Genomic DNA, 11,864 nt, shown 5'->3' on the forward strand with positions numbered 1-11,864 from the left:
TCCGGAGGACAGACGCATGAAGACCGAATTCTCCCTCGCCCAGCTCGCCGATCCGCGCATCGCGGAGGCGGACCAGATCCTGCGGGCCTGCGTGCATTGCGGCTTCTGCACCGCCACCTGCCCCACCTATGCGCTGCTGGGCGATGAGTTGGACAGCCCGCGCGGGCGCATCTACCTCATCAAGGACATGCTGGAAAATGACCGCCCGGCGGATGCTGAGGTGGCAAAGCATATCGACCGCTGCCTGTCCTGCCTGTCCTGCATGAGCACCTGTCCGTCCGGCGTCCATTACATGCACCTGGTGGATCAGGCCCGCGTGCATGTGGAGGAAACGTATCGGCGACCGTTCATGGACCGGCTCTATCGCGGCCTGCTCGCCCGTATCCTGCCCTATCGGAGCCGGTTCCGGCTCGCCATGCTGGGCGCGGTGGCGGCAAAGCCGCTGGCGCCGTTGCTGGATCGCGTGCCCGCTTTCAAGCCCGCCGCCGCCATGCTGCGCCTCGCCCAGCTTCCCAAGGGGCGCAGCGAAGGGGAGGAGCCCGGCGTCCGCCCGGTGTCCGGCCCCCGCAAGGCGCGCGTGGCGCTGCTGGCGGGATGCGCCCAGCCCGCGCTCCGGCCCGAGATCGACGCGGCAGCCATGCGCCTGCTCGCCCGCATGGGCGTGGAAGTGGTGCGGGTGGCCGGGGAAGGATGTTGCGGCTCGCTGGTCCACCATATGGGCAAGGCCAAGCAGGCCCATGGGCTGGCGCACGCCAATATCGACGCCTGGACCCGTGAGATGGACGGGGAGGGGCTGGACGCCATCCTCGTCACGGTCTCCGGCTGCGGCACGTCCATCAAGGATTACGGCCACGTCTTCCGGCTCGATCCCGCTTATGCGGAAAAGGCCGCGCGGGTCTCGGCCATCGCCATGGACGTCACCGAGTTCCTCGCCAAGGCCGGCCTGCCGGAGGGGCGGCCCATGGATGTGCGGGTGGGCTATCACGCCGCCTGCTCGCTCCAGCACGGGCAGAAGATCAAGGGGCCGCCGGTGGCGCTGCTGAAGGGGGCGGGCTTCACCGTGGCGGAGCCCTTCGAGAGCCATCTGTGCTGCGGCTCGGCAGGCACCTACAACATGCTCCAGAGCGAGATCGCGGTGCGCCTGCGGGACCGCAAGGTGGGCCATCTGGAAGCCCTGGTGCCGGACGTGATCGCCTCCGGCAATATCGGCTGCCTCACTCAGATCGGCAGCGGCACGGCCATTCCCACGGTCCATACGGTGGAATTGCTGGACTGGGCCACGGGCGGCCCGCCGCCGGCCGCCTTGGCGCACCGCGCGGCGGCGTGAGGGCGGTGCTATAAGCGCCGGCCGGCCGGGCGGGTTCGTGCCCGGCCGTCAGGCATCTCCGGGGCCTCCATAACGAGAACGGCCGGTATCTCCATGGCACGCGCGTTCGATCTCTCGCTCTATCTCGTCACCGACCCGCGCCAGACCGCGCAGCGCGGCCTTCTGGAAACGGTGCGCGCGGCGGTGGCCGGGGGCGTGACCCTGGTGCAGTTGCGCGATCCCGATGCCAAGGGGCGGGCGCTGGCGGAACAGGCCCGCGCGCTGCTGGCCCTGCTGCGGCCGCTGGGCGTGCCGCTCATCATCAATGACCGCGTGGACGTGGCGGTGGCGGTGGATGCGGACGGCGTCCATCTCGGCCAGAGCGACATGGCGCCCGCCGATGCCCGCGCGCTGCTGGGGCGGGAGCGCATCCTCGGCCTCTCCGTGGGCACGCTCGAGGAACTGGCCGCTTCCGACCTCTCTCTGGTGGATTATGTGGGCACGGGGCCGGTCAAGGCCACGGGCACCAAGACCGATGCGGGCGCCGCCATCGGCCTGGACGGGCTCGCCATTGTGCGCCGGCAGGTGTCCCTGCCTTTGGTGGGCATCGGCGGCATCGACCGGGCGATCACCGGGGATGTCATCCGCGCGGGTGCGGACGGCGTTGCCGTAGTCTCGGCCCTCTGTGCCGCGCCGGATGTCGCCGCCGCCGCCCGCGCCCTGCGCGACGAGATCGCCGCGGCCCGCGCTTGAGCACCCCGCAGCGCCTGGGAGGGAGGGAGCCGGTGGCCTCATCCGCCGTGGGATTTCCCTTGCGTAAAGTTTAACGAAATTTCATCCGGCCCTGCCCTTTCCCTGTCGCATGTGCGTGCTCATATGCGCTGCGTTATTGGACCGGAGTCTGACCATGACCCCCGACGAGCGTTCCCTCATCGACGGCCTGTTCGATCGCCTGAAAGGCACGGCGGGCCAGCCGCGCGACGGCGAGGCGGAAGCCCTGATCGCGCGCCGGGTGCAGGACGCGCCCTACGCCCCCTATGCCCTCGCCCAGACCGTTCTGGTGCAGGACCACGCGCTCCAGCAGGCCTATGCCCGCATCCAGGAGCTGGAAGAGCAGGCGCGCACCCAGGCGCAGCCGGCGGCCCCCGCCGGGGCCGGCAGCTTCCTCGGCAGCCTGCTGGGCGGGCGCGGCACGTCCGTGCCGTCCACCGGCAACCGGGCCATGCCGCTTCCCCAGCAGTCCCTTCCCCCGCAGGGCAGCGGCTATACCGCGCCGGGCTTCCAGCAGGGTGGCGGCTACACGGCGCCCGGCTATCCGCAGGGCCAGTATGCCCAGGGCGGCATGCCTCAGGGCGGCTATCCCCAGCAGGCCGCTCCGGGGCCTTGGGGCGGGCAGCGCGGCGGTTTCGGCGGTGGCGGCTTCCTCCAGGGCGCCTTGGCCACGGCGGCGGGCGTCGCGGGCGGTGCTCTGCTTGTTGACGGCATCCGCAACGTGATGTCCAGCGGCACCGGCCCCATCGCCGAGCAGGCGGCGGCGCTGGACCCGGCCGCTGCGGCCGGCGATCTCGGCCAGCAGGCCCAGAATGCCCTTGGTGGGGACGCGCTGGGCGGCAATCCCTGGGGCGCGGGCGGCCAGGACGCCTCGGCGCAGGATGCGGGCTTCGTCGATGACGGCTCGCAGGACACCTCCGCCCAGGATGCCAGCTTCGACGATGGCGGCTGGGATTCCGGCGGCGGCGGCGACGATTCCAGCTGGACCTGATCGGTCCTTACGCAGACAGCCTCGGCTTCGGCCGGGGCCGGACGGCTATCCGGGGCGTTTCAGGGATATCCTGAAGCGCCCTTTTCTTTTGCGCGAATGGGGTGTCCGGCGACGGGCGTCAGTCCGCCATGCAGGTGCGCACCGCCATGCGATAGGTGCGCTCACGTCCCAGCATGTGGGCATCGAACGGGCCGGCGAACAGGCCCGCCAGAGCGGGGTGCCGCACATTGAGGCCGCCCGCGAAGGCGCCGATGGCGGGCAGGACAATGCGGCGCCCGTCCGTGGCGAAGCAGCGGCGGCGGATGGTGCGCCCGCGCACCGCGATGCGCGCCGCCGGATGAAGATGCCCGGCCACTTCGCCCGGCTCCGCATGGGCGGCGGGCTCGTGCCGGAAGATGAGAGAGCCGATCCTGGCCTCCACGGCCCATTCGCCGGCAAGGAGCGGGGAGGGCTCGGGATCGTGGTTTCCGGCGATCCAGATGAAGCTGCGGCCCGCCTGCAGGTGGCGCAGGCGCCCGAGCGCGGCGCTGCTGAGGCGCCCCGCGCCGTCCCGGTCATGGAAGCTGTCGCCTAGGGCGATGATGGTGCGCGGGAGCCAGCGGGCCACCATGGCTTCCAGCTGGGTCAGGGTGTCGGCCGTGTCATAGGGCGGCAGCATGCGCCCCCGCTTGGCATAAGCGGAGCCCTTTTCCAAATGCAGGTCGGAGACCACCAGCAGGTGCTCGGCCGGCCAGACCAGCCCGCCGAAGGGATCGAGCGTCACTTCGGCGCCGTTGAGCGCCAGGAGCGGGCCGGGAACGGAATCGGAACGCGCGAGCATGGGCCGATATTGCCCATCCCGCGCCGCACGGCAAGTCAGGTTGCTTCGGTCAGGTTGCCGTGCGGCGCGGGCGGGGGGTCACTTGAAGAGCTGGCGAAGCCCGGACGGCTGGCAGCGCAGATACTGGTTCGAGGCATGGACGCTCGCCCCGAGGGCGGCCGCCGCGTGCCAGGGCCAGCGCGGGTCGTAGAGGATGCCGCGCGCCAGCGCGATGCCGTCCGCCTTGCCGGAGGTGAGGATCTCCTCCGCATGGTTGGGATCGGAGATGAGCCCCACCGCCAGGGTGGTGAGCCCGGTGGCGGCGCGGATGCGCTCCGCGAAGGGCACCTGATAACCCGGCGCGATGGTGATCTGCTGGGCCGGGGAGAGGCCGCCGGAGGAGACGTGGATCACGTCCAGGCCCCGCTTCTGCAGCTCGCTCGCGAAGACGATGCTCTCCTCCACGTCCCAGCCGCCTTCCACCCAGTCGGTGGCGGAGATGCGCACGAAGACCGGCATTGTGTCCGGCACCGCCGCGCGCACTGCCTCGAACACTTCCAGCGGGAAGCGCATGCGGTTCTCCAGCACGCCGCCATAGGAATCGGTGCGGGTGTTGGAGAGGGGGGAGAGGAACTGGTGCAGCAGGTAGCCGTGGGCGGCATGCACCTCCACCATGTCGAAGCCGATGCGGGCCGCGCGCCGCGCGGTGTCGGCGAACGCCGTCTTCACCCGCTCCAGGCCGTCCGCGTCGAGGGCGGTGGGGATCGCCTCGTCCACGGTGAGGGGGACGGGGGAGGGGGCGAAGGGCACCCAGCCGCCCGCCGAGGCGGGGATCTGCTTGCCGCCCTTCCAGGGATAATTCACCGACGCCTTGCGCCCCGCATGGGCGATCTGCACGCCGATGGGCATGGGTGACCAGGCGCGCACCCGCCGCACCACGTCGGCAAGCGCGCTTTCCGTCTCGTCGGACCACAGGCCGAGATCCCACGGAGAGATGCGCCCTTCCGGCTCCACCGCCGTGGCCTCCAGGATGAGGAGGCCGGCACCCGACTGGGAGAGGGTGCCGAGATGGATCAGGTGCCAGTCGGATGCGATCCCGTCGCGCGCCGAATACTGGCACATGGGCGCGATCACGATGCGGTTGTCCAGCGTGAGACCGCGCAACGACCAGGGCGTGAACAAGGCGGACATGAAGCTTCCCCCGAATGAGAGGAGGGACAATAAGTCAGCCTTGGCATCTGGCAAGTCACGCGATCGGCACGGCTGCCCATCGGAACCTGCATGACCCGGGAGGGGGGGCGGCGGGGCGCGGGCCCCGCCGTGGACATCAGGCCTCGGGGCCCTTCTTGCCTTCCAGGATGCGCTGGGTGAGCACCACGGAGGGCAGGACCGGCGTGGTGGGGTGGACCTTCTTCAGCAGGTGCCAGCCGCCCCACAGCAGCAGCGCCAGCACCGGGATGGCGGCGATGGTGAAGGTGCCGTTGGGGTAGTCGAACGCCATCATCACCAGCACGCCCAGCAGGAAGAGCAGGGTGAGGTAGGAGGTGAAGGGGGCGAACGGCATGCGGAAGGTGACCGGGGCCGCCTCGCCGCGCTGAACGGCTTCCCGCAGCTTGATCTGGCACACCAGGATGAAGGCCCAGGTGGAGATGATGCCCAGCGAGGCGATGTTCAGCACGATCTCGAACACCCGCGACGGCACGAGATAGTTCAGCACCACGCCCACCGCATAGATGGAGACGGTGACCATGATGCCGGCGAACGGCACCGAATGGGCGTTGAGCTTGGCCAGGAGCGGCGGGGCGGAGCCGCCCATGGCGAGCGAGCGCAGAACGCGGCCGGTGGAATAGAGGCCGGAATTCAGGCTCGACATGGCGGCGGTGAGCACCACCACGTTCATGATGCTGCCCATGCCGGGCACGCCCAGCGTGGAGAAGAAGGTGACGAACGGGCTCTCCTTGGCGCTGTAGGCGGTCCAGGGCAGCAGGCAGACCAGCAGCACCACGGAGCCCACATAGAAGAGCGCGATACGCCAGATCACGCCGTTGATGGCGCGCGGCAGGACGGTCTTGGCGTCCTGGCATTCGCCGGAGGCGATGCCGATCAGCTCAATGCCCGCATAGGCGAACACCACGCCCTGGACCAGGACCAGGGCCGGCAGGATGCCATGGGGGAAGAAGCCGCCATTGTCGGTGATGAGATGGAAGCCGGTGGGGTGGCCGCCCACGCCATGGCCGGTGCCCAGGATGAGCGCGCCGATGATGAGGAAGGCCGTGAGCGCCGCCACCTTGATGAGCGCGAACCAGAACTCCATCTCGCCGAAATACTTGACGTTGATGAGGTTCAGGGCCGTGACGATACACATGGCGCCGAGCGCGAAGATCCATTGGGGCACGTCGGTGAAGACGTTCCAATACTGCATGTAGAGGGCGACCGCGGTGCAATCCACGATGCCGGTCATGGCCCAGTTCAGGAAGTAGAGCCAGCCCGCCACATAGGAAGCGCGCTCGCCCAGGAACTCGCGGGCATAGGATACGAAGCTGCCGCTGCTCGGCCGGTGCATCACCAGCTCGCCCAGGGCGCGCAGGATCAGGAAGGCGAAGGCGCCGCACACCAGATAGACGAGCGCGAGGGAGGGGCCTGCCTGTTCCAGCCGGCTGCCGGCACCCAGGAACAGGCCGGTGCCGATGGCACCGCCGATGGCGATCATCTGGACTTGGCGGCGTCCCAGGCCCTGGTGCAGGCCGTCATCGTGGGAGGCCAGCCATGCCTTCTTGTCGAAGGCGGTCGCGTCGATATTGTCGTCCGGCGACATGTCGCCCTGATCCGCTACGCTCATGGAAAATACGCCCCCCTCGCAAACGCGCCGACCGCCGCGAAACTATCAATGGGCCTTATGCGGACCCTCTGTGCGGCAATACCCAGCATGCTGAGCATGCGTTCAGGCAAGGATTGCGCCAAGTCATTTGTTGAGCGGCTAATGGATACCGTTTGCGGCGGCAATCAAATACCGCAATAAATTATTCCATGGCCTCCGCCACCAATTGCGCCTCTGCCTCGGCCAGCAGCGAGTCATTGGTTTCCGCGCTGGCGACGCTCTCGCGGCCGATCTCCAGCAGCACGGGAACGGAAAGCGGCGAAACGCGCGGAAGCGGGGCATGGACGATGTGCCCGCGAATGCGCGCCAGCATGTCGGAGAGGCGCCGCACGTCCAGAAGGCCCGTGGCGGCATCAGCCCGTGCCGCTTTCAGCAGCAGGTGGTCAGGTTGATGGCGGCGCAGCACGTCATAGACGAGGTCGGTGGAGATGGTGACCTGCCGCTTGGTCTTCTCCTTGCCCGGAAACCGCCGCTCGATCAGCCCGGCAATGACCGCGCAGGTGCGGAAGGTGCGCTTCATGAGCGCGCTTTCGTCCAGCCATGCCTCCAGGTCGTCGCCCAGCATGTCCGCGTCGAACAGGGCGTCCAGGCTGAGGCGGCCGTCCTTGGCCGCCGCGCCCATGTCGCCGGCTCCATAGATGGCGATGGCATAATCATTGGCCACGAAGCCGAGTGGCTTCAGCCGGGCGCGGTCCAGCCGCCGGGTCAGGAGCATGCCGAGCGTCTGGTGGGCGAGGCGGCCCTCGAAGGGATAGCAGACCAGATAGAAGCGTCCCCCGCGCGCGAAGGTCTCCACCAGCAGGTCCGAGCGTCCCGGCAGGCGCGAGCGGGCGCGCTGAAGCTCCAGCCACTCGCGCACCTGGCCGGGCAGGCCGCTCCAGCGCTCCGGCTGGGACAAGAGCCCCCGCACGCCCGCGGCGAGGAAGGTGGACAGCGGGAACTTGCCCCCGTCATAGGAGGGCACTTTCGGCTCGGTCGCGGTGGTGCGCGACACGTAGATCTCATCCTCCACCATGGCGTCGTAGCGCAGGATCTCGCCCGCGAAGACGAACGTGTCGCCGGGCACCAGGGTCTCGGCGAAATAATCCTCCACCTCGCCCAGGATCTTGCCGCCATAGCGCGGCCGGCCCGCCATCCCGGTGCGCGCGGCGCCCCGCGCGGAGACGAGGCGCACCTTGATCATGGTGGCCTCGACGATGGTGCCCACATTCATGCGGTAGGACTGGGCGATGGCGGGATTGCTCACCCGCCACAGGCCGTCCTTGGTACGGCGGATCTTGGCGAAGCGTTCATAGGCGCGCAGCGCGTAGCCGCCGGTGGCGACGAAATCCACCACCTGCGCGAAATCCTCCTCGCTCAGGTGGCGATAGGGCGCGGCGGAGCGCACCTCGTCCAGCAGCGCCTCCTGCGCGAAGGGGGCGGCGCAGGCCATGCCGAGCACATGCTGGGCCAGAACGTCGAGCGCGCCGGTGCGTTCGGGGGGCGTGTCCTGTGCGCCCACGCGCACCGCCTCCAGGGCCGCCCGGCATTCCAGCACCTCGAAGCGGTTGGCGGGCACCAGCACCGCATGGGAGCTTTCGTCCAGCCGGTGGTTGGCCCGCCCGATGCGCTGCATGAGGCGCGAGGAGCCCTTGGGGGCGCCCACATTGATCACCTGGTCCACATCGCCCCAGTCGATGCCGAGATCGAGGGAGGAGGTGCACACCACCGCCTTCAGCCGCCCCGCCGCCATGGCGCTTTCCACCCGCCGACGCTGCTCCACGTCCAGCGAGCCGTGATGAAGGGCGATGGGCAGATTGTCGTCATTGATGCGCCAGAGTTCCTGGAACAGGAATTCCGCCTGCCAGCGCGTATTGACGAAGACGAGGCTCATGCGCCGCGCCTTAATGAGCCCGTACACGTCCGGCAAAGCATGGAGCGCGGTGTGGGTGGCCCAGGGCATCTTCGCCCGGCTGTCGAGGATGGAGAGGTCGGGCGGGGCGCCGCCCTGCGCCACCACGAGGCCCGCCAGATTGTCCTCGCCCTCCCGCTGGGCCACCAGATAGCGGCGCAGGTCGTTCGGCTCCGCGACGGTGGCGGAGAGGCCCACCGCCTGGAGGTCCGGCGCGATGGTGCGCAGGCGGGCGAGGGTGAGCGACAGCAGGTCGCCCCGCTTGGAGGTGACGAGGGCGTGCAACTCGTCCAGCACCACCCGGCGCAGGCCCGAGAAGAGATACTCGCCATCCTTGGAGGCCAGCAGCAAAGAGAGCTGCTCCGGCGTGGTGAGGAGGATGTCGGGCGGGTCGCGCCGCTGGCGCTGGCGCCGGGAGGTGGGCGTGTCGCCGGTGCGGGTCTCCACGCGGATCTTCAACCCCATCTCGGCGATGGGTGTTTCCAGGTTGCGGGCGATATCCACCGCCAGCGCCTTCAAGGGCGAGATATAGAGCGTATGGAGCGGCGAGACGGGCTCGGGCGGCGCGCGCCCGGCGGGTTCCGCCTTGCGACGGGGGCGCCGCTTTTCGGACAATTCCACCAAGGAGGGCAGGAAGCCCGCCAGGGTCTTGCCCGCGCCGGTGGGGGCGATGAGCAAGGTGGAGCGCCCCGCGCGCGCCTGCGCCAACAAATCGAGCTGGTGCGGCCGCGGCGCCCATCCGCGCGCGGCGAACCAGTCCGTGAAGCGTTGGGGCAGGCCGGTTTCGGCCTCGGGATGGGGGTGCGGCACGCTCTTAAGGTAGTGCGCGGGCGGCGTTTGCGCGATGCCCGGCGATGGGGGCTTCCGGTCTTAATCGGGCGTCAACCAAGCTCCGTCATTCTGCCCGCCTGAATTCTCGTCCCCGGAGTCCTGGCCCATGATGTCGCGCGCCGACCGCACCGTGCTGAGCGAATGGTGGTGGACGGTGGATCGCCTGCTGCTGGGCAGCCTGTTCGTGCTGATGATGATCGGCATCGTGCTCTGCCTCGCCGCGAGCCCGCCCATCGCGGCGCGCCTGGGCATCCCCGACCCGTTCCACTTCGTGCAGCGCCAGGTGCTCTTCCTCGTTCCGGCGACGGGCGTGCTCCTGCTCACCTCCTTCCTGTCGCCACGCACCATCCGGCGCGTGTGCATGGTCATATTCCTGCTGTTCTGGGTTCTGCTGTTCGCGACCCTGGCGGTCGGCCCGGAGGTGAAGGGCGCGCGGCGCTGGCTGATGATCGCCGGCATCACCCTCCAGCCGTCCGAATTCCTCAAGCCCGCCTTCGTGGTGCTGGCCGCATGGCTGTTCTCGGAGAGCAGCAAGCGGCCGGAAATGCCCGCCCAGCTCCTCGCCATGGGGTTGCTGGGGGCGGTGGTGCTGCCGCTGGTGCTTCAGCCCGACTTCGGCCAGACCATGCTGGTCTGCCTCGTATGGGGCGCGCTGTTCTTCCTGGCCGGCCTGCGCTGGATCTGGATGGTGGGCCTCATCGGCTTCGGCCTGGGCGGTGCGGTGCTCGCCTATAATGTGGTGCCCCATGTGAGGAAGCGCATCGACCGCTTCCTGGACCCGGCCACCGGCGACACCTACCAGATCGACACCGCGCTCCAGAGCTTCGAGCATGGCGGCTGGTTCGGCCAGGGGCCGGGCGAGGGCACGGTGAAGCGCATCCTGCCGGACGGGCATACGGACTTCATCTTCGCCGTGGCGGCGGAGGAGTTCGGCGTCATCCTGTGCCTGATCCTCCTCTCCTTGTTCGCCTTCATCATCATCCGCAGCCTCACCCGCGCGCTGGACGAGCAGGACCCCTTCGCCCGTTTCGCCGCCACCGGCCTCGCGCTGCTGTTCGGCCTCCAGGCCTCCATCAATATGATGGTGAACGTGCATCTCATGCCCGCCAAGGGCATGACGCTGCCCTTCATCTCCTATGGCGGCTCCTCGCTCATCTCGCTCGCCTTCGGCATGGGCATGCTGCTGGCCTTCTCGCGCCGCCGGCCGGGCGCCGCCGCGCTCGCTTCCCTGAGCGAGCCCCCGGCCGTGCCTGACGCCGCCGCGAGGCCCGCATGAGCACCAAGGGCGCACCGCTCATCCTGCTGGCTGCGGGCGGTACGGGCGGTCACCTGTTTCCCGCCGAGGCGCTGGCCGGCGCCCTGGTGGCGCACGGCTTCCGGGTGGACCTTGCCACCGATGCCCGCGCCCGCCGCTATGCCGGGGCCTTCCCGGCGGGCGAGATGCATGTGCTGCCCGCCGAGACCGTGCGCGGCCGCTCACCCATCGCCCTGGCGCGCACATTTTTCACGCTGGGGTCCGGGCTCATCTCCGCCCTTCTCCTGCTGCGGCGTCTGAAGCCCGCCGTGGTGGTGGGGTTCGGCGGCTATCCGACCCTGCCCCCGCTTGTGGCGGCACGGCTCCTGGGCATTCCCACGGTCATCCATGAGGCGAACGGCGTCATGGGCCGCGCGAACCGGCTGCTGGCGCCTCGCGTGAACGCCATCGCCACCGGCTTCCCGGACCTGTTCGCCAAAGAGCCGGACCTTGCCGCCAAGACGGTCTGGACCGGAAATCCCCTGCGTCCCGCCGTGCTGGATGTCGCGCAGGGCACCTATCCCGACCCTGCGGGCCCGCTGACGCTTCTGGTGTTCGGCGGCAGCCAGGGCGCGCGCGTCATGTCCGACATCGTGCCGTCCGCCGTCTGCGCCCTGGACGGGGCATTGCGGGGGCGGCTCACGATTGTGCAGCAGGCCCGCGAGGAGGACATGGAGCGGGTGCGCGCCGCCTATGCTCAGGCGGGCATCGCCGCCGAGATCGCGCCTTTCTTCCGGGACCTGCCCGCGCGCATGGCGGCGGCCCACCTGGTGATTTCCCGCTCGGGCGCGCTGACCGTGGCGGAGCTTGCCGCCATCGGGCGCCCCTCCATCCTGGTGCCGCTGCCCAATGCGCTGGACCAGGACCAGGCGGCCAATGCCCGCTCGCTGGAGCGCATCGGCGGCGCGGTTCTCATTCCCCAGGCGGAATTCACGCCCGAGCGCCTGTCCGGCGAGCTGGCGCGGCTGTGCGCCAATGCCGGGGCATTGACGGAAATGGCGCAAGCCGCCAGAAGCGCCGGAACGCTCGACGCCGCCGGCCGGCTGGCCGACCTCGTCGCGCGGCTGGCGCGGGGGGCGCCGGTGCTCGAAGGAAAGTCGTGA

Annotated in this window: 9 protein-coding genes; 5 read left to right on the plus strand and 4 right to left on the minus strand. The window is 69.6% G+C overall.

Going from position 1 to position 11,864, the window contains the following annotated elements; translation table 11 throughout:
• Window positions 1-16: 16 nt before the first annotated feature.
• The 3 genes from glcF (at window position 17) to EJJ38_RS01870 (ending at window position 3,068) form a co-directional block, all read left to right on the plus strand.
• A complete protein-coding gene (glcF, locus tag EJJ38_RS01860; RefSeq protein ID WP_127088425.1) occupies window positions 17-1,327 on the plus strand; it encodes a glycolate oxidase subunit GlcF in 1,311 nt (436 codons plus the stop codon).
• Window positions 1,328-1,420: 93 nt separating this feature from the next.
• Window positions 1,421-2,059 carry a thiamine phosphate synthase gene (thiE, locus tag EJJ38_RS01865; protein ID WP_127088426.1) on the plus strand — a complete coding sequence of 213 codons (639 nt, stop codon included), beginning with the start codon at window positions 1,421-1,423 and terminating at the stop codon, window positions 2,057-2,059.
• A gap of 154 nt (window positions 2,060-2,213) precedes the next feature.
• The gene (locus tag EJJ38_RS01870; RefSeq protein WP_127088427.1) at window positions 2,214-3,068 is read left to right on the plus strand and encodes a DUF2076 domain-containing protein; all 855 of its coding nucleotides are present in this window, start codon (window positions 2,214-2,216) and stop codon (window positions 3,066-3,068) included.
• 118 nt (window positions 3,069-3,186) lie between these two features.
• On the opposite strand, the gene pdeM is transcribed toward EJJ38_RS01870, so the two are convergent.
• The 4 genes from pdeM to EJJ38_RS01890 form a co-directional block, all read right to left on the minus strand.
• Entirely contained in the window at window positions 3,187-3,888 is a 702-nt protein-coding gene (gene pdeM, locus EJJ38_RS01875; RefSeq protein WP_127088428.1) for a ligase-associated DNA damage response endonuclease PdeM, read from the minus strand.
• Between the two features lie 78 nt (window positions 3,889-3,966).
• On the minus strand, window positions 3,967-5,058 hold the full coding sequence (locus EJJ38_RS01880; protein WP_127088429.1) for an NADH:flavin oxidoreductase/NADH oxidase: 1,092 nt from the start codon (window positions 5,056-5,058) through the stop codon (window positions 3,967-3,969).
• Between the two features lie 136 nt (window positions 5,059-5,194).
• The gene (gene ansP / locus EJJ38_RS01885) at window positions 5,195-6,706 is read right to left on the minus strand and encodes an L-asparagine permease (RefSeq protein ID WP_164738375.1); all 1,512 of its coding nucleotides are present in this window, start codon (window positions 6,704-6,706) and stop codon (window positions 5,195-5,197) included.
• Between the two features lie 181 nt (window positions 6,707-6,887).
• Window positions 6,888-9,446 carry a ligase-associated DNA damage response DEXH box helicase gene (locus tag EJJ38_RS01890; RefSeq protein WP_127088430.1) on the minus strand — a complete coding sequence of 853 codons (2,559 nt, stop codon included), beginning with the start codon at window positions 9,444-9,446 and terminating at the stop codon, window positions 6,888-6,890.
• Between the two features lie 127 nt (window positions 9,447-9,573).
• On the opposite strand from EJJ38_RS01890, the gene ftsW reads away from it, so the two are divergent.
• Both ftsW and murG read left to right on the plus strand, forming a co-directional pair.
• Window positions 9,574-10,743: a putative lipid II flippase FtsW gene (gene ftsW / locus EJJ38_RS01895; RefSeq protein ID WP_127088431.1), complete on the plus strand. Its 1,170-nt coding sequence runs from the start codon at window positions 9,574-9,576 to the stop codon at window positions 10,741-10,743.
• Window positions 10,740-11,864, plus strand: coding sequence for an undecaprenyldiphospho-muramoylpentapeptide beta-N-acetylglucosaminyltransferase (murG, locus tag EJJ38_RS01900; RefSeq protein WP_205666082.1), 1,125 nt, complete (start codon window positions 10,740-10,742; stop codon window positions 11,862-11,864). The genes ftsW and murG overlap by 4 nt, the downstream gene beginning before the upstream one ends.

Source organism: Aquabacter cavernae (assembly GCF_003993795.1).
GTDB lineage: Bacteria > Pseudomonadota > Alphaproteobacteria > Rhizobiales > Xanthobacteraceae > Aquabacter > Aquabacter cavernae.

What these genes read in the sequence shown, in the direction of transcription:
- glcF (WP_127088425.1), top strand. Translation starts at nt 17, where the DNA reads ATGAAGACCGAATTCTCCCTCGCCCAGCTCGCCGATCCGCGCATCGCG.
- thiE (WP_127088426.1), top strand. Translation starts at nt 1,421, where the DNA reads ATGGCACGCGCGTTCGATCTCTCGCTCTATCTCGTCACCGACCCGCGC.
- EJJ38_RS01870 (WP_127088427.1), top strand. Translation starts at nt 2,214, where the DNA reads ATGACCCCCGACGAGCGTTCCCTCATCGACGGCCTGTTCGATCGCCTG.
- pdeM (WP_127088428.1), bottom strand. Translation starts at nt 3,888, where the DNA reads ATGCTCGCGCGTTCCGATTCCGTTCCCGGCCCGCTCCTGGCGCTCAAC.
- EJJ38_RS01880 (WP_127088429.1), bottom strand. Translation starts at nt 5,058, where the DNA reads ATGTCCGCCTTGTTCACGCCCTGGTCGTTGCGCGGTCTCACGCTGGAC.
- ansP (WP_164738375.1), bottom strand. Translation starts at nt 6,706, where the DNA reads ATGAGCGTAGCGGATCAGGGCGACATGTCGCCGGACGACAATATCGAC.
- ftsW (WP_127088431.1), top strand. Translation starts at nt 9,574, where the DNA reads ATGATGTCGCGCGCCGACCGCACCGTGCTGAGCGAATGGTGGTGGACG.
- murG (WP_205666082.1), top strand. Translation starts at nt 10,740, where the DNA reads ATGAGCACCAAGGGCGCACCGCTCATCCTGCTGGCTGCGGGCGGTACG.